The organism is Mesorhizobium sp. EU05-FHT14A09 (assembly GCF_058790995.1).
Map to the genome: position 1 here is coordinate 1,270,552 of NZ_JBYTDF010000001.1, position 16,565 is coordinate 1,287,116.

At 61.1% G+C, this 16,565-nt stretch carries 16 protein-coding genes; 14 read left to right on the forward strand and 2 right to left on the reverse strand.

The features are described 5' to 3' along the window. The first annotated feature begins 132 nt into the window (after positions 1-132). The 8 genes from AC3WTO_RS06020 to AC3WTO_RS06055 all read left to right on the forward strand — a co-directional run bounded on the left by AC3WTO_RS06020 (position 133) and on the right by AC3WTO_RS06055 (position 7,382). Positions 133-351, forward strand: a complete 219-nt coding sequence (locus AC3WTO_RS06020; RefSeq protein WP_129415574.1) for a twin-arginine translocase TatA/TatE family subunit — start codon at positions 133-135, stop codon at positions 349-351. Between the two features lie 149 nt (positions 352-500). After that, positions 501-1,226, forward strand: coding sequence for a Sec-independent protein translocase protein TatB (gene tatB / locus AC3WTO_RS06025; protein WP_492459740.1), 726 nt, complete (start codon positions 501-503; stop codon positions 1,224-1,226). Beyond that, entirely contained in the window at positions 1,223-2,095 is an 873-nt protein-coding gene (gene tatC / locus AC3WTO_RS06030) for a twin-arginine translocase subunit TatC (protein ID WP_492459741.1), read from the forward strand. The genes tatB and tatC overlap by 4 nt, the downstream gene beginning before the upstream one ends. 147 nt (positions 2,096-2,242) lie before the next feature. After that, the gene (locus AC3WTO_RS06035; protein ID WP_492459742.1) at positions 2,243-2,860 is read left to right on the forward strand and encodes a hypothetical protein; all 618 of its coding nucleotides are present in this window, start codon (positions 2,243-2,245) and stop codon (positions 2,858-2,860) included. 80 nt (positions 2,861-2,940) lie between these two features. Beyond that, positions 2,941-4,245, forward strand: a complete 1,305-nt coding sequence (gene serS / locus AC3WTO_RS06040) for a serine--tRNA ligase (protein ID WP_492459743.1) — start codon at positions 2,941-2,943, stop codon at positions 4,243-4,245. Beyond that, the gene (gene surE / locus AC3WTO_RS06045; RefSeq protein ID WP_492459744.1) at positions 4,245-5,003 is read left to right on the forward strand and encodes a 5'/3'-nucleotidase SurE; all 759 of its coding nucleotides are present in this window, start codon (positions 4,245-4,247) and stop codon (positions 5,001-5,003) included. The genes serS and surE overlap by 1 nt, the downstream gene beginning before the upstream one ends. Beyond that, complete coding sequence (locus AC3WTO_RS06050; RefSeq protein WP_492459745.1) at positions 5,000-5,650, forward strand: protein-L-isoaspartate(D-aspartate) O-methyltransferase; 651 nt, start codon at positions 5,000-5,002, stop codon at positions 5,648-5,650. The genes surE and AC3WTO_RS06050 overlap by 4 nt, the downstream gene beginning before the upstream one ends. A gap of 130 nt (positions 5,651-5,780) precedes the next feature. Then, positions 5,781-7,382 carry a peptidoglycan DD-metalloendopeptidase family protein gene (locus AC3WTO_RS06055; protein ID WP_492459746.1) on the forward strand — a complete coding sequence of 534 codons (1,602 nt, stop codon included), beginning with the start codon at positions 5,781-5,783 and terminating at the stop codon, positions 7,380-7,382. 120 nt (positions 7,383-7,502) lie between these two features. Here the strand turns inward: AC3WTO_RS06055 and AC3WTO_RS06060 are convergent, their stop codons facing one another. Continuing rightward, entirely contained in the window at positions 7,503-8,372 is an 870-nt protein-coding gene (locus AC3WTO_RS06060) for an ATP-binding protein (RefSeq protein ID WP_492459747.1), read from the reverse strand. 232 nt (positions 8,373-8,604) lie between these two features. Here AC3WTO_RS06060 and yajC point away from each other — a divergent pair, with 232 nt between their 5' ends. The 6 genes from yajC (at position 8,605) to AC3WTO_RS06090 (ending at position 14,335) form a co-directional block, all read left to right on the forward strand. Then, entirely contained in the window at positions 8,605-8,943 is a 339-nt protein-coding gene (yajC, locus tag AC3WTO_RS06065) for a preprotein translocase subunit YajC (RefSeq protein WP_326895194.1), read from the forward strand. 49 nt (positions 8,944-8,992) lie between these two features. Next, entirely contained in the window at positions 8,993-11,539 is a 2,547-nt protein-coding gene (gene secDF / locus AC3WTO_RS06070) for a protein translocase subunit SecDF (RefSeq protein WP_492459748.1), read from the forward strand. A 22-nt stretch (positions 11,540-11,561) separates the two neighbouring features. Next, complete coding sequence (locus AC3WTO_RS06075) at positions 11,562-11,957, forward strand: Mth938-like domain-containing protein (RefSeq protein ID WP_492460048.1); 396 nt, start codon at positions 11,562-11,564, stop codon at positions 11,955-11,957. Further along, positions 11,957-12,802: a phytoene/squalene synthase family protein gene (locus tag AC3WTO_RS06080; protein ID WP_492459749.1), complete on the forward strand. Its 846-nt coding sequence runs from the start codon at positions 11,957-11,959 to the stop codon at positions 12,800-12,802. Before AC3WTO_RS06075 ends, AC3WTO_RS06080 begins: the two co-directional genes overlap by 1 nt. A gap of 148 nt (positions 12,803-12,950) precedes the next feature. Then, positions 12,951-13,385 carry a hypothetical protein gene (locus tag AC3WTO_RS06085; RefSeq protein ID WP_492459750.1) on the forward strand — a complete coding sequence of 145 codons (435 nt, stop codon included), beginning with the start codon at positions 12,951-12,953 and terminating at the stop codon, positions 13,383-13,385. After that, a complete protein-coding gene (locus AC3WTO_RS06090; protein WP_492459751.1) occupies positions 13,385-14,335 on the forward strand; it encodes a sterol desaturase family protein in 951 nt (316 codons plus the stop codon). The genes AC3WTO_RS06085 and AC3WTO_RS06090 overlap by 1 nt, the downstream gene beginning before the upstream one ends. 147 nt (positions 14,336-14,482) lie before the next feature. Here the strand turns inward: AC3WTO_RS06090 and trmFO are convergent, their stop codons facing one another. Continuing rightward, positions 14,483-15,907 (reverse strand): methylenetetrahydrofolate--tRNA-(uracil(54)-C(5))-methyltransferase (FADH(2)-oxidizing) TrmFO, encoded by a 1,425-nt coding sequence (trmFO, locus tag AC3WTO_RS06095; RefSeq protein ID WP_492459752.1) that lies wholly within the window; start codon positions 15,905-15,907, stop codon positions 14,483-14,485. Positions 15,908-16,565 lie beyond the last annotated feature (658 nt).

Below are 16,565 nucleotides of genomic sequence, written 5' to 3' on the forward strand. Positions count from 1 at the left end.
TATTTTCGGATGTGCTCAACAAATCCGGCTGACAATTGGTCGGAGGTGATAGAAGCTGTCGCGGTTCCGTTTGAATCCGGATGCGAAAACGCATAGATCAGCGGCAGGGAAACAGTTCAAGAGAGAAAAACAATGGGTTCCTTTTCGATTTGGCACTGGCTGATCGTGCTGGTCATCGTGCTCCTGGTGTTTGGCCGGGGCAAGATTCCGGAACTGATGGGCGACATGGCCAAGGGTATCAAGAGCTTCAAGAAGGGCATGGCCGACGACGAAGCCGATGATTCCCGCACCGTTGAGCATCGCGCCGACGAGACCGTCTCCAACATGAAGGAAAAGGCCGGCAAAAGCTGAGCTGGCCCCTTCCGGAGACATCGTCAGGCACTGGAGCGTTTCCGTCTTCACGGAAACGCGGAATGCTTGAACTCTTTGTTCATAAGCAATTCCGGACGCAAAACCGCTGTGCACTTTTGCTGGAATTGCTCTAGTCGGAACCGATAGTCATGTTCGAAGTCGGCTGGACCGAGATGCTGGTGATTGCGATCGTCATGATCGTGGTCGTCGGCCCGAAGGATTTGCCGAACATGTTGCGTACCTTTGGCCGAACGGTGGCCAAGCTGCGTTCTATGGCGGGTGATTTCCAGAAGCAGTTCAACGAAGCGCTGAAAGAAGCAGAACTCGACGACGTCAAGAAATCGGTCGATGAACTGCGCGGCCTCAATCCAGCCGCGCAAATCCGCAAGCAGCTCAATCCTTTCGAACAGGCCGCCGCCGATGTGCGCGCTGGCGTCGACAATATGATGAAGCCGAAGCCGGCGGACGATCCGGCAGCGCCTGCTGCCGCCGAGCCGCAGGCGACGGAACCTCTGAAGAATGGCGCCACGGTGCTGCCCGGCGTGAACGGCCCGGAGACCATGCCGGCAGCGCCTGCAGTTCCGGCTGCGGACCCTGTCGCCGCGACAGCAACGCCGATTTCGCCAGCAAAACGCCGGGCGGCCGCAAAACCGGCAGCTGCCGTTGCTGCTGCAGCCAAACCTGCCCTTACAACGGCTGCGTCGAAGTCGGCCGGTGCGAAGGTCACAGCGAAAGCTGGCGCGACCGCGCCGACCACCAAGCCTCAGCCTGCAGCCAAAGCGGCCGCGAAGCCTGCCAAGGCGGCCGCGAAGCCTGCCAAGGCGACCCCGGCTGCGAAGGCGCCTGCAAAGAAGACGGCGAGGACCGCCAAGTGAGCGTTTCTGAACAGGACGAGATCGATAAGTCGTCGGCCCCGCTCATAGAGCATCTGATCGAGCTCCGGCGTCGGCTCATCTGGTCGATCGGCGGCTTCTTTGTCGCGTTTCTGGTTTGCTTCTTCTTCGCCAAGAAGCTGTTCAACCTGCTGGTCGTTCCGTTCAAATGGGCGACGCAATGGGCCGGCCTCGACCCGCACAAGGTCGAGTTGATCTACACTGCGCCGCAGGAGTTCTTTTTCACGCAGGTCAAGCTCGCCATGTTCGGCGGTATGGTCATTGCGTTTCCGCTGATCGCGACGCAGATTTACAAATTCATCGCCCCCGGTCTCTACAAGAACGAACGCGCCGCCTTCCTGCCGTTCCTTATCGCGTCACCGATCCTGTTCCTGATGGGCGCGGCACTCGTTTACTTCTTCTTCACGCCGATGGTGATGTGGTTCTTCCTGGCCATGCAGCAGGCCGGAACCGACAGCGAGGTGCAGATCTCCCTGCTGCCAAAGGTCTCGGAATACCTCAGCCTCATCATGACGCTGATCTTCTCCTTCGGTCTGGTCTTCCAGTTGCCGGTGGTGACCAGCCTGATGACACGCGTCGGGCTGCTGTCCTCGCAAGCGCTGGTCGACAAACGCCGCTGGGCAATCGTCATCGCCTTTGTGGTGGCCGCCGTACTCACGCCGCCCGATCCGCTCAGCCAGATCGGTTTGGCGCTGCCCACCATCATCCTCTACGAGGTCGCGATCATAACCTCGCGTATGATTGAAAAGAGCCAGAAACGCGAAAAGCTGGCGCGTGAGAAGGAGGAAGCAAGCGCTTCCGCCGAGGCGCAGTCTTCCGAGGCATCGACGGATTCCGCGCCGGAATCCTGATCGGGCTATGCCGAACCAATGCCGTGTTGTTCCACATCACGGCATTGGTGAGATTTCATTAGCAAAGATCCTCCATTCTGCAGCGAACCGAATGATGTCGCCGCTCGAGACATGAAGTCTCGCGCTTGATTTCCGGTGTTCCGCGTCATGACGAGCGGCTGCATCAGCGAGATCGCCATGCTTTCGACCATCGCACTCAATCAGGTTTCATCGCTTTTTCTGCAGATGACGCCCATTGCACCGCAGCCGGAAAGACGCGGGGCTGCAGGTGACAAGATCCTTGAGGCGCTTCACAGCGATCCCGCTCGAAAAGGCCTTGCTGGGCCCGGCGGTTTACCAGCACATGTGCGGGCCAAAGCGGTCGAAGCCATGTTCAGCGTGAACAGCCTCGATGTCACCGCGCTGAAGGTCTCCCTGATCGAGCGTGCCGGCCAGGAACTCGGGGTCAAGCAATCGGATTACGCTTCAACCCGGGAATACGGTGCGGCCCTGAAGCAGGCCTTTGCCTCGTTGCAGCGGAACCCGGACGCTTATCTTGTCATCAAGGAGATCGAAAAGAAGCTCGGATTGGACGAGATTGGGATTTCCCTGGAAGACCTAATCAATGCGGTCTCGGATCCCGATGGGAAGGGCAACGAAAAGCTCAACAAGGCCCTGGAGATCTATGTCCACGGAGTTGTCGGCCGTGACCGCAATGCGCCGACTTCCGGTGATGTCGCCTTGGCCTCCCATCCGTTAGACGAGATCGGCATCTACAGGCGCTGAGACAGTCCTCAGGTGGTCTCGCCCTTGCATCCTGCGTCGAGGAGAGTTACCCCACGGCTCCCTCTTCAGGATGGATGGACATGCTCGATATCAGATGGATTCGCGAAAACCCGCAGGCCCTTGTTCAAGCGCTGGTGAAGCGCTCGTGGTCGCAGGCTGACGCTCAGTCCATGGTCGACGACATCATTGCCAGGGATGAGGCCCGCCGCGCTCATCTTGGCCGGCTGCAGGAAGCGCAGGAGCGCCGCAATACGGCTTCCAAGGAGATCGGCAAGGCGCTGTCCATGAAGGATGCCGAGCTTGCCGAGAAACTGAAGGCTGAGGTGGCGGAGATCAAGAGCTTCATCCAGGGTGGTGAAGCAGAGGAGCGCAGGCTTGACGAGGCGCTCGAAGGCATCCTGGCCGTCATACCCAACGTGCCGCTCGACGACGTGCCGGTCGGCAAGGACGAGCACGACAACGTCGAAGTGCACAAGGTCGGCAAGGTTGCGATGCGGCCGAACTGGGTCAAGGAGCATTTCGAAGTCGGCGAGGCGTTGGGCCTGATGGATTTCGAACGCGCCGCCAAGCTGTCGGGTTCGCGTTTCACCATTCTGCAGGGGCAATTGGCGAGGCTCGAGCGCGCGCTCGGCCAGTTCATGCTTGACCTGCACACGACCGAGCATGGCTACACGGAAGTGCAGCCGCCGCTTCTGGTGCGTGACGAGGTGCTTTTCGGCACCAACCAGCTGCCGAAATTCGAAGAAGACCTGTTCTTCACCCCGCATGGTGAGAGCAGGCTTGGCCTCATCCCCACGGCCGAGGTGCCGCTGACCAATCTGGTGCGCGAGGAGATCGTCGCGCATGACAGGCTGCCGTTGCGCCTTACTGCCCTGACGCCGTGTTTCCGTTCGGAAGCCGGCTCGGCTGGCCGCGATACACGTGGCATGCTGCGTCAGCACCAGTTCTACAAGGTCGAGTTGGTTTCCATCACCGACCAGGAGGCGTCGATCGCTGAGCACCAGCGCATGACCCAGTGCGCCGAGGAAGTGCTGAAGCGGCTGGAACTGCCGTTCCGCACCGTGGCGCTTTGCACCGGCGACATGGGCTTTGGCGCGCGCAAGACCTTCGACATAGAGGTCTGGCTGCCGGGGCAGAATGCCTATCGCGAGATTTCATCCTGTTCGGTCTGTGGCGATTTCCAGGCCCGGCGCATGAACGCCCGCTACAAGGATCGCGAAGGCAAGGGCAATCTCTTCGTGCATACGTTGAACGGATCGGGTGTTGCCGTCGGACGCGCATTGATCGCTGTCATTGAAAATTATCAGAATGAGGATGGCAGCGTAACCATTCCTGAAGCCCTCAAGCCCTACATGGGCGGCTTGGAAAGAATCGAATCGAAATAATGCGCATTCTTCTGACTAATGACGACGGCATTCATGCCGAGGGGCTGGCGTCGCTGGAGCGTATCGCCCGCACGCTTTCCGACGACGTGTGGGTGGTGGCTCCCGAGACCGACCAGTCCGGCTATGCGCACTCGCTGTCGATTTCTGAACCGTTGCGTCTGCGCAAGATCGGAGAGAAGCACTACGCCGTGCGTGGCACTCCGACCGACTGCGTCATCATGGGCGCGCGCAAGATCCTGCCCGCTTTGCCGGATCTCATTCTCTCCGGCGTCAATTCAGGTGCCAACATCGCCGACGACGTCACCTATTCCGGCACGGTTGCCGGAGCCATGGAAGGTACGCTGCTTGGCGTGCGCTCTATCGCGATCAGCCAAGCCTACTCTTATGTCGGCGAAGATCGCGTCGTTCCCTACGAAACGACCGAGGCATTGGCGCCAGCATTGTTGAAGAAGCTGGTGGCGATGCCTTTGCCGGAAGGCGTGCTGCTCAACGTCAATTTCCCGAACTGCGCACCGGGCGAGGTCGAAGGCACCGTGGTGACGTCGCAGGGCAAGCTGCTCCATTCGCTGTGGGTGGATGAGCGACGTGATGGTCGCGGCCTGCCGTATTATTGGCTGCGCTTTGGTCGCGAACCTGCGGAAGGCAAGGCAGGGACCGACTTGCATGCCATGCGCAATAGGCTGGTTTCGGTGACGCCACTCCACCTTGATCTGACTGCCTATGAAATTCGAGATCAACTGACGAAGGCGCTTGCATGATCGGTTCCGACGAACGCGAAGGGTTTGCCGCCTTTCTGCTTCGCCTGCGTGGCAAGGGTGCTGTACCGAAACCACTGATTGCTGCCTTCGAGGCTACGCCGCGCCACGCCTTCATCTCCGGTCAATTTCACTCCATAGCCTGGACCGATCGCATGTTGCCGATCGAGTGCGGTGAGGCGATGGAGGGGGCAGATCTCCAGGCTGCGGTCATTACCGCGCTCAACATAGAACCCGGCAATCGCGTACTTGAAATCGGTACGGGGTCGGGTTTCACCGCCGCCGTCATGTCGCGCTTGGCCACCAGGGTGGTTACCGTCGACCGCTACAAGTCGCTTATCGAGCTTGCCAAGCAGCGCTTCGAGGCGCTCGGCATCAACAATGTCTTCGCACGCCACGCCGATGGCTCGAACGGTCTCGTCAATGAGGGGCCATTCGACCGGATCATTGTCTGGGCAGCCTTCGATACTCTGCCGCGTTTCCTGCTCGACCAGCTTTCCAGCGGCGGTACCGTGATTGCGCCGATCGGGCCGGATGAAGGAGAGCAGGTGCTGGCCAAGCTGCTCAAGGTCGGCAGCCGCTTCGAGCGCGAGGATATCGGCACGGTTCGCTTTCAGCCGATCCTGCCGGGGGCTGCAGCTTTCATCTGATCGCGCGCTGCCCTGATCCGGACAAACATTTTAAGAAAAATTTCGACGGATTCTAACGGCTTAACCGACCAGTAACATTAACGCGCTTTAATCCAGCTCAGTGAGTACCGGGTAAGTGCGGGTTATTGCGATGCGGTTCAAATCCTTGAAGGCAAACAAGCGCAATCTGACGCGTGGCTGCGCCATGTTGCTGGTCATCGGTGCGGTTTCTGGGTGTAGCTCCCAGGTTGGGCGTTTCGGGGGTGTCGACACAATGTCGACGGCGTCGACCGACAATCAGCGTTCAATCATTTCAAAGCAGGCTGCAGCGCAGCCTTACCCGGGTGATCCGCAGTATCAGGCTTCGAACGCCAATTACGCGCGCTCCTCGGTTGCCCGTTCCAGTCTGCAGCCGGTTTCGTCTCAGCCGCTGCCGACTGTCGCGCAGGCTGCTGCTCCGGCGGTCGGCAAAGCGCGCGCCGCTGCTGAACCCGTCATCGCGCAGGGGCAGGCCAAGGTTGCGAAAGTCGACCAGACCGTGACCGGCGGCATCAATCAGCTGCAGGCACCGGTCAACTCCACGGTTGCCAGCACGCAGGCTACCGCCGAGGAAGTGAAGGGTTGGTCGCGCGCCGGTGGCACGCAGATCACGGCACGCGACGGCGAAACGGTCTACAATCTCTCGCGTCGTTACGGTGTGCCGGCCGATGTCATCATGAAGACCAATGGCATTGCCTCTGCCAATGGCATCAAGAGCGGCCAGAAGCTGGTCATCCCGACATATGTCTACACCAACAAGGCGCCGGTTTCCGCGCCTGATAACGATCCGAACGTTGCCGACGCAAAGTCGTCGCGCGGCACCAAATACGACGTGCCTGCCAACAAGGTGCCGCTGCCCGGCAACATGCCGGCGGAGAAGGTCGCCGTGCTGCCGCAGCAGCCTAAGGTCAAGGAAGGCAAGGCCGCTGCCCAGGTCGATACCTCTACGGCCGCCAGCGACCCGAAGACGAAGCCGGCCAAGGAAGCCGTTGTCGCTGCCGCGCAACCGAAGGGCGGTGCGGGTGGCTACACGGTACAGCAGGGCGATACACTGTCTTCGATCGCCCGCAAGACCGGCGTGTCGACCACGGCGCTGAAGCAGGCCAACGGCATGCAGGATGGCCTGCTGCGCATCGGCCAGACTCTGAAGGTTCCCGGCGCCGCGCCGGCAGCTGCGACCGTGGCTGCCGCCAAGCCTGCTGCGACCGCCCCGGTGGATGCCGTCAAGACGGCCTCGATCCCTGCGCCTGAGAAGCCAGGCGCGACACTTGCAACCTATACACCGCCAAAGAAAGACCAGAAGGTCATCCAGCAGGCCGAAAGCGAAGACGCCGATGCGCCTGACGCCACGGGTATCGGCAAGATGCGCTGGCCGGTCCGTGGCCGTGTCATCTCCGGCTACAAGGCAGGAACCGGTGGCATCGACATCGCCGTCCCGGAAGGCACGCCGGTCAAGGCCGCTGAGAATGGTGTCGTCATCTACGCCGGCGACGGCTTGAAGGAATTCGGCAACACCGTTCTGGTGCGACACGAAGATGGTCTGGTCACGGTCTACGGCCACGCCTCTTCGCTGGAGGTGCAGCGCGGTCAGAAGGTCAAGCGCGGCCAGGAAATTGCCCGCTCTGGCATGAGCGGCACCACCGATGCGCCGAAGCTGCACTTCGAGGTGCGCAAGAATTCGTCGCCGGTCGATCCGCAGACTTTCCTCGAGTAAGAACGGCTCGAATAGAAGAACAAGAAGATCGCGGGTTGTCGACCTCCAGTCCTGCCCGGCAGCTTGGCCCGCTCCCCAAGGAGCGGGCTTTTTCGGTTCTGATACCGCGCTGATGTCGTTCTAGAGCGGTTTGCCGAGGCGGCCGGCCAGGTCCTGCGTGAACTGCCAGGCGACACGACCTGAGCGGCTCCCCCGCGTGGTTGCCCATTCCAGCGCCTCCGCGCGCAACGCAGCGTCGTCGATGTCCAGTCCGAAATGGCGGACATAGCCGTTGACCATGTCGAGATAGTCGTCCTGCGAACATTTGTGGAAGCCGAGCCACAGGCCGAAACGGTCTGACAGCGAAACTTTTTCTTCCACCGCCTCCGACGGATTGATCGCCGTCGAGCGCTCATTGTCGATCATGTCACGCGGCAGCAGGTGACGGCGGTTCGAGGTCGCATAGAAGATGACGTTGTGCGGCCGTCCTTCAACGCCGCCTTCCAGCGCTGCCTTCAGCGATTTGTAGGATGTGTCGTCGTGATCGAAGGAAAGGTCGTCGCAGAACAGAATGAAGCGATAGGGGGCAGCCTTCAGCATCGTCATCAGCTTTGGCAGCGTGTCGATGTCCTCGCGGTGGATCTCGATCAGCTTGAGTGGACCACCCGGCTTGCCGGACGCGTTGATCGCGGCATGGACTGCCTTGACCAGCGAGGATTTTCCCATTCCGCGCGCGCCCCACAGCAGCACGTTGTTCGCCGCGTAGCCGGAGGCAAAACGTTCGGTGTTGTCGAACAGGATGTCGCGAACCCGGTCGACGCTGCGGATGAGAGCGATATCAACCCGGTTCACCCTGGCGATCGGTTCAAGATAGCCGGGGTCGGCTTGCCAGACGAAACAGTCAGCCGCGGTTAAATCCGTCTTCGGCGGCGGCGGCGGCGCCAGCCGGGCAACGGCTTCGATCAGCCGGTCGAGTTTTTCAGATAGCGCTTCGATATTTTCCTGGGGCAAGGGACGTCCTCGGCATCGCGGTGATGTACGCCTTTCGAATGTGTACCGTACCGTACGGTTCTCTCATGAGCCTCGGCTTTTTGCAAGCATTGGTGCGACCAAAGCGACACGCTGGCATAACAGCGGTGGGAGCAGGGCGGGGAATGGTTGCAATAGTGGCTTTACTGACTATATTCCGCGCAAATTTCGTGGGCCGGATAACGGCTTTCCTCTACGTCTCAGGAGTTTTTCGATGTTCGTAACACCGGCATACGCTCAGGGCGTTGGCGCCACACCAGATGTCTTCATCAGCATTTTGCCGTTTGTCCTCATTTTCGTGATCATGTATTTTCTCATCATCCGTCCGCAGCGTACACAGATGAAAAAGCGTGGCGAAATGCTGACCGCCATCCGTCGCGGCGACACGGTCGTTACCGGTGGTGGGTTTGTCGGCAAGGTCACTAAGGTGGTGGACGACAACGAACTCGAAGTTGATCTCGGCAACGGCCTCAAGGTCACCGCACTGCGCAGCACCATCGCCGACGTACGGGTCAAGGGCGAGCCGGTCGCCAACCAGAACGCCAAGAACTAAGCGCAGCGGCGTGCCTGGCGCGCCGGACCGACGCACTGGATCGTAGAACATGCTCTATTTTTCGCGCTGGAAGGCAATCCTGATCTGGCTGGCAGTAGCCGTCACGTTCGTCCTTGCCGCGCCCAACCTCATCCCGGCCGACACCTTGGCCAAACTGCCGAGTTGGGTGCCGAAGAAGCAGATGACCCTGGGGCTCGATCTGCAGGGCGGTTCTCACATCCTTCTCCAGATTGATCAGAACGATCTGATCAAGGATCGGCTCGAAGCCAGCCGCGATGAAATCCGCACGCTGCTGCGCGATGCCAAGATTGGCTACACCGGCCTGTCCGGTTCTGGCCGAGTCGTACAGGTCCGTATTCGCGATGTTGCCCAGGTCGCAGCCGCCAAGGAAGCGTTGAAGGGATTGGCGGCGCCGATCACGTCCGGGCTTTTCAGCGGTGGTACCATCACCGAGTGGGCCGAGGATGAGCCTGAGCCAGGCCTGCTGCGCTTCACCATGACGGATGCCGGCATCAAATATCGGTCTTCGACCGCGCTGGCGCAGTCGATTGAAGTCGTCGACCGTCGCGTCAACGAGCTCGGCACCACCGAACCGATCGTGCAGCGCCAGGGCGACGACCGCATCGTTGTGCAGGTCCCGGGCCTGCAGGACCCGCAGCGGCTGAAGGAAATCCTCGGCCAGACCGCCAAGCTGACATTCCAGATGGTCGATCAGACCGTGCCGGTACAAGAGGCCATCAACGGTCGCCCGCCGGCTGGCTCGAGCGTGCTCTATTCGAAGGATGATCCGCCGGTTCCCTACCTGATCGAGAACCGCGTCATCGTCTCCGGTGAAAACCTGGTCGACGCTCAGGCGACATTCAATTCGCAGAACAACGAGCCGGTTGTCTCGTTCCGCTTCGATTCCAAGGGTGCCACGCGGTTCGGCCAGGCAACCCAGCAGAATGTCGGCAAGCTTTTTGCCATCATCCTCGATAACCAAGTGATTTCGGCGCCGCAGATTCGTGAGCCGATTCTGGGTGGCACCGGCCAGATTTCCGGCAATTTCACGGCCCAGAGCGCCAACGATCTCGCGGTCCTGCTGCGCGCTGGCGCATTGCCGGCAACGCTGACTGTGGTTGAAGAACGCACTGTCGGTCCGGGCCTCGGGCAGGACTCGATCCAGGCGGGCAAGATCGCCGGTATCATCGGCTCGATCCTGGTCGTCGGCTTCATGTTCGTGGCCTATGGCTTCCTGGGCTTCCTGGCCAACATCGCGCTGGCCGTGCACGTCGCCATGATCGTCGGCCTTTTGTCGCTGCTCGGCGCAACCCTGACGATGCCGGGTATTGCCGGTATCGTGCTCACCATCGGCATGGCAGTCGATTCCAACGTGCTTATCTATGAGCGCATTCGTGAGGAGCGCCGACAGGGACGGTCCGTCATCCAGGCGATTGATACCGGCTTCGCGAAGGCGCTGGCGACCATCGTCGATTCGAACGTCACCTCCTTTATCGCCACCATCGTGCTGTTCTGGCTCGGCTCCGGCCCGGTCAAGGGCTTTGCCGTCACGTTTGCCATCGGCATCCTGACCACGGTCTTCACCGCCTTCACCTTCACGCGCCTGCTGGTCTCGATCTGGTTGCGCCGCGCCAAGCCGAAGGAACTGCCGCGTGCTCCGGTCACTTTCGTGAAGCCGGGAACGAAGTTCCCCTTCATGGGCCTGCGCCGCTGGACCTTCGCGTTGTCGACGCTGCTGTCGATCATGTCGGTGGTCTTGTTCATGACCGTCGACATTAATTATGGCGTCGACTTCAAGGGCGGTTCGACGATCGAAGTGCAGTCTAAGAGCGGACCGGCGGATATCGCCGATATCCGTGGCAAGCTGTCGGAACTCAACATCGGCGATGTGCAGGTGCAGCAGTTCGGCAGTCCGACCGACGTACTGATCCGCGTGGCGGCACAGGAAGAGGGCGACAACGCCGAGCAGAGCGTCATCGACAAGGTGCGTGGCGAACTGCAGGACAAATATGATTTCCGCCGCGTCGAGGTTGTCGGTCCGACCGTGTCGAGCGAGCTCGCCACGCAGGGAACAATCGGCATGCTGGTCGCGCTGGTGGGTATCCTGATCTATGTCTGGTTCCGCTTCGAATGGCAGTTCGCTGTCGGCGCCATCGTGGCAACCGTGCACGATATCGTCATGACGATCGGCTTCTTCTGTATAACGGGCATAGAGTTCAACCAGTCGTCGATCGCCGCCATCCTGACGATCATCGGTTACTCGCTGAACGATACGATCGTGGTCTATGACCGCGTCCGTGAAGATTTGCGCAAATACAAGAAGACGCCGATGCCTACGATTCTGAACACGGCCATCAACGAGACGTTGTCCAGAACGACGCTGACGGCTGTGACCACCATCCTGGCGCTGTTGGCACTGGTTCTGTTCGGCGGCGAAGTGATCCGCTCGTTCACGCTGGCAATGCTGTTCGGCGTTGTGTTCGGCACCTATTCGTCGATCTTCATCGCCGCACCGCTGCTCATCCTCTTCAAGCTGCGTCAGGCTCCTGACGCAGCCGAGGACAAGCCGGTGAACGGCAAAGCCATCACGACCTGACGAGCGCAGCGTGGCGAAGGGCCTGTTTGGCGGCAAGGGAATCATCATCCGCGAGGCCCACTTCCCGGGGCGCGCGGCGATCGAAGCCTACGGCAACGGCGGCTTCCGTTTCGCGGACATGTCGCATCGTGGCTCGCTGCTATGCCTGCCTTCCGGCATCCATGGCTGGCAGCCGGCTGATCCTGCGGCCTTGACACCATCGGATTTCGATCGGGTTCTGGCTGAGGCTGCCGGTATCGAAATCCTGCTGGTCGGCATGGGCCAGGATTTGCGGCCACTGCCGGCAGCGCTCAGGGCGGCGCTGCGCGAGGCCGGGATATCGGCCGACCCGATGTCGACCGGAGCCGCCGTGCGCACCTACAATGTCTTGCTCGCCGAAGACCGTGCCGTCGCCGCTGCCTTCATAGCGGTCGATTGATGGTGACCGATCTGGCCGTCATGGACGCGGTGCGGGCGGCTGATCATGACCGCTATCTGTCTGCGCTCTACGCACCGGCCGAGCGACGCGATGCGCTGCTGGCGCTTTATGCCTTCAACGCCGAGATTGCCGGCGTTCGCGATCGCATTCGAGAAGCCTTGCCCGGTGAGGTACGCCTGCAATGGTGGCGGGACGTCATCGCGTCGGATGCGCCCGACGCCGGCGCGGGACACCCGGTCGCCGAAACTTTGATGACGGCGATCCGCACGTACAAACTCCCCCGCCAAGCCTTCGACAACTATCTCGAGGCGCGGGTCTTCGATCTCTACGACGATCCGATGCCGTCCCGTACCGATCTCGAAGGTTATTGCGGCGAGACGGCCTCGGCCTTGATCCAGTTGGCTGCCCTGGTGCTCGATCCGATTGAGGCTCCGCGTTTTGCCGAGCTCGCCGGTCACGCCGGCTGTGCTCAGGCGATCACCGGCCTGCTGCTTCTGTTGCCGCTGCACCACGCAAGGGGCCAGTGCTATGTGCCCGCCGACATTCTGGCCGCCGTTGGCTCGTCGTCTCAGGCGTTTCTGACCGAAGAGGGCAGTCCGGCGGCCGGGCGGGCCGTCACAGCGATGATCGCCTTGGCGCAGGAGCATCTCGCTGCCTTCGAACGTGGGGCGGCAGCCCTGCCGGCTTCGTTGCGTCCTGCGTTCCTGCCGCTGGCGTTGACGAAGGCGTACCTGACATCGATGAGCCGTCGCGATGCGGTTTCGCTGCTTTCACGGACAGTACGGCTCTCGGCATTGAGACGGCATTGGCTGCTGTTGCGTAGCGCCGGACGCGGCTGGGCCTGAACGACTTTCTGGAAGTTGACATGAAGTGCCGGCGCAGGAGGTGGCGCCGGCAAGATCCTTTCGTCGATTTTCTTTGACGTAAACGTCAATCATGCTAGCTTTGCGTCGGGTATGGGCGCGGGGAGGCGCTCGCCCAGAGGAGCGCCTTTTGATCAGTCTGCCGGTTCTCGTGGTGATGGTGGTCGTCGGTATTTCGATGGCGGTGGCGGCCGTGCATTTCACCGGCGGCAGCCGGACCACACGGCTCGCCGATTCTGCACAGGCCCTGGACCGCTTCGGCGAGGATTTTCCTGATCTCAAGCCCGGAGCCATTCGGCTGACCGAAAGCGGCGATACGGCTTTCATCGAGCTCGCTGATGGGCACATCGGCATCGTCCATGCCATCGGAGACCGCTTCCTGACGCGCATCGTCACACGCGCCGAGATCGAGTTGGCCACCCTCGACGACGCCGTGCTGACGTTGCGGCTCAAGGACTTCACCTGGCGGCGTGGCCGGTTCGCCTTTGCGGACGCCGCCGCCGCCAAAGCGGTTTTCGCGGCACTGGATCCAAACAATCAAACACACAGGCAGGAGGCCGCCTGATGGAGACTTACCAGTTTCCGGACGTCACCAAGCTCGCGATCCCATTCTTTGTTGTCGCCATCCTTCTGGAAGTCTGGCTGGTGCGCACCGGCAGGGCGAAGGGCGAGTTTGAAACGCGCGACACGCTGACCAGCCTGATGATGGGGACCGGCAATGTCGCGGCAGGAATCCTGCTCGGCATCGTCTCGTTTTCGGCGCTGATGTGGGTCTGGCAATTCCGTTTCTTCGATCTTGGCGTCTCGGTATGGACCTGTATCGCCGCCTTCCTGATCGATGATCTGCGTTACTACGTCTATCATCGCATCGCACATCGGTGCCGCTGGGTCTGGGCCGAGCACGTCAATCACCATTCCAGCCAGCATTACAATCTGTCGACGGCGCTCAGGCAAAGCTGGACAGGCCTGTTTACCGGCATGTTCGTGCTGCAGGTACCGCTGGTTCTGCTCGGCTTCCATCCGGCTGTCATAGCCTTTGTCTACGGCTTCAACCTGGTCTACCAGTTCTGGATCCACACCGAGACCATCGGCAAGATGTGGAACTGGGTGGAGTTCATCTTCAACACGCCCTCGCACCACCGGGTGCACCACGCCACCAATCCGCGCTATCTCGATGCCAACTATGCCGGCACGCTGATCATCTGGGATCGTATGTTCGGTACTTTCGTCGAGGAGCTGGAGGAGGATCGGCCACGCTATGGCATCGTCAAGAACATCGGCACTTTCAATCCGCTGAAGGTGGCCTTCCACGAATGGATCGGCATGTTCAGGGATGCGTTTTCTCCGGGGCTGACGTTTGGCCAGCGGCTCCGTTATCTGTTCATGCCGCCGGGCTGGAGCCATGACGGCTCCCGCGATACCTCCGAAACGCTGAAGGCGGCCTATGTGCGGCGCAATCCTTCGGAATCGGGAAAGCCGGGGCTGCCCGGCCAGAAGGTCGAGCCGGCTGAATAGCGCATGCCCCGATATCGGAACCGATTTTCGGAAAGCAGGGCGGCATGGGCCGTCCGCCATGCGGCAAATCTAACTACTAGAACGCCCAATTGTGCAGCCCCAGGGATGCGCGACGCTCCCGCAGCCGCAACTTGAGCGAAAGCCGGTCTATTCCGCAGCCTGGGCCTGAGCCGGCAGGCCGAGCCAGGTGCGGCAATCGGCCAACGCGCGCGCGGTCGTTGCCTTCTTCTTGGCAACCGATTTGTCCTTGCCGCGGAAGCGGCCCTCGAAACCGTCGGGACGCAGCTTGGTGCCAGCCTCAAGCGGCGGGAACAGGCCGAAATTGACGTTCATCGGCTGGAAGGAGCGTTTGCCGGGTTCGTCGTCCGATGTGATGTGGCCGCCGGTGATGTGGTTGAGCAATGCGCCGAAGGCCGTGGTGGCCGGCGGCAGCGAGATTGGTGCACCGAGCCGCTCGGCGGCAGCGAAACGGCCAGCGAGCAGGCCGATGGCCGCACTTTCAACATAACCTTCGCAGCCCGTGATCTGGCCGGCAAAACGCAGGCCTGGCCGGCTTTTCAGCTGCAGTGAGCTGTCGAGCAACGTTGGCGAGTTGATGTAGGTGTTGCGGTGCAGGCCACCGAGCCGGGCGAATTCCGCATTCTCAAGCCCTGGGATGGTCTTGAAGATGCGCACTTGCTCGCCATGCTTCAGCTTGGTCTGGAAGCCGACCATGTTGTAGAGCGTGCCCAGCGCATTGTCCTGGCGTAGCTGTACCACCGCGTAGGCCTTGACCGTGGGGTTGTGCTCATTGGTCAAACCCATCGGTTTCATCGGTCCGTGCCGCAGCGTCTCGACGCCGCGTTCGGCCATCACCTCGATGGGCAGACAGCCGTCGAAATAGGGGGTGCCTTCCCACTGTTTGAACTCGGTCTTGCCGCCTTCGATCAGCGCTTGCACGAAGGCGTCATATTGCGCCTTGTCCATCGGGCAGTTGATGTAGTCCTTGCCGGTGCCGCCGGGGCCGACCTTGTCGTAGCGAGACTGGAACCATGCGACATTCATGTCGATCGTGTCGAAATGCACGATCGGTGCGATAGCGTCGAAAAAGGCCAGCGCATCCGCACCTGTTTGGGTGGCAATGGCTTCGGCAAGCGACGGCGCCGTCAATGGTCCGGTCGCGACGATGGCTTGCCCCCATTCGACAGGCGGCAGGCCGGTAACTTCCTCGCGCTGGATCGTGATAAGCGGGTGTGCCTCCAGCTTGGCAGTAACGGCTGCGGAAAAGCCATCACGGTCCACGGCAAGCGCGCCACCGGCAGGAACCTGATTGGCATCGCCCGAAGCCATGATCAGGGAGCCTGCCAGCCGCATCTCGGCATGCAGCAGTCCGACGGCATTGGATTCTGCATCGTCGGAGCGGAAGGAGTTCGAACAGACCAGCTCGGCAAGATCCTGGGTCTTGTGTGCATCGGTCCCGCGTATCGGGCGCATTTCGTGCAGGATCACCGGCACGCCCGCCTGCGCCACTTGCCAGGCCGCTTCAGAACCGGCGAGGCCGCCGCCGACGATGTGAATGGGGTCTTTGCTCATGCGGCCCGCAATAATCCTTCAGCCGTGCGAATGCAATTCTCGCAATGAGGTTCGGGGTGCATGGGCATTGCAGAGCCGGAAAACACAACACCCGCCGGGGGAGGAGGTCCGGCGGGTGTCGTTTTGGTGGTCGGCCTCAGGGAGGAGGAGGAAGCCGACCTATTCGTCGTTGCCCGGGAGGAGGTGGGCTTCGACAAAATTCCTTTCGCCAATCGGAGAGGACGAAACTCTCTTTCGGAAACAATGCCCGCCGCTGGGAGGAGGAGTGCGGCGGGCACCGTTTCGGTGGTCGGCCTCAGGGAGGAGGAGGAAGCCGACCTATTCGTCGTTGCCCGGGAGGAGGTGGGCTTCGACAAAATCTCTTTCGCCAATTTGAGAGGGCGAAACTCTCTTTTCGGAAACAATGCCCGCCCCTGGGAGGAGGAGTGCGGCGGGCACCGTTTCGGTGGTCGGCCTCAGGGAGGAGGAGGAAGCCGACCTATTCGTCATCGCCGGGGAGGAGGTCGGCTCTGACAAAATCTCTTTCGCCAATTGGAGAGGACGAAACTCTCTTCGGAAATAACGCCCGCCGCTGGGAGGAGGAGTGCGGCGGGCGCCATTTCAGTGGTCAACCCTTGGGAGGAGGTAAGGGGTGACCGTATCCGTCAAGGTCTGGGAG

Excerpts from the sequence above, each read along its gene's own strand:
- AC3WTO_RS06020 (WP_129415574.1), top strand. The coding sequence starts at position 133 with ATGGGTTCCTTTTCGATTTGGCACTGGCTGATCGTGCTGGTCATCGTG.
- tatB (WP_492459740.1), top strand. The coding sequence starts at position 501 with ATGTTCGAAGTCGGCTGGACCGAGATGCTGGTGATTGCGATCGTCATG.
- AC3WTO_RS06035 (WP_492459742.1), top strand. The coding sequence starts at position 2,243 with ATGACGAGCGGCTGCATCAGCGAGATCGCCATGCTTTCGACCATCGCA.
- serS (WP_492459743.1), top strand. The coding sequence starts at position 2,941 with ATGCTCGATATCAGATGGATTCGCGAAAACCCGCAGGCCCTTGTTCAA.
- surE (WP_492459744.1), top strand. The coding sequence starts at position 4,245 with ATGCGCATTCTTCTGACTAATGACGACGGCATTCATGCCGAGGGGCTG.
- AC3WTO_RS06050 (WP_492459745.1), top strand. The coding sequence starts at position 5,000 with ATGATCGGTTCCGACGAACGCGAAGGGTTTGCCGCCTTTCTGCTTCGC.
- AC3WTO_RS06055 (WP_492459746.1), top strand. The coding sequence starts at position 5,781 with ATGCGGTTCAAATCCTTGAAGGCAAACAAGCGCAATCTGACGCGTGGC.
- yajC (WP_326895194.1), top strand. The coding sequence starts at position 8,605 with ATGTTCGTAACACCGGCATACGCTCAGGGCGTTGGCGCCACACCAGAT.
- secDF (WP_492459748.1), top strand. The coding sequence starts at position 8,993 with ATGCTCTATTTTTCGCGCTGGAAGGCAATCCTGATCTGGCTGGCAGTA.
- AC3WTO_RS06080 (WP_492459749.1), top strand. The coding sequence starts at position 11,957 with ATGGTGACCGATCTGGCCGTCATGGACGCGGTGCGGGCGGCTGATCAT.
- AC3WTO_RS06090 (WP_492459751.1), top strand. The coding sequence starts at position 13,385 with ATGGAGACTTACCAGTTTCCGGACGTCACCAAGCTCGCGATCCCATTC.
- trmFO (WP_492459752.1), bottom strand. The coding sequence starts at position 15,907 with ATGAGCAAAGACCCCATTCACATCGTCGGCGGCGGCCTCGCCGGTTCT.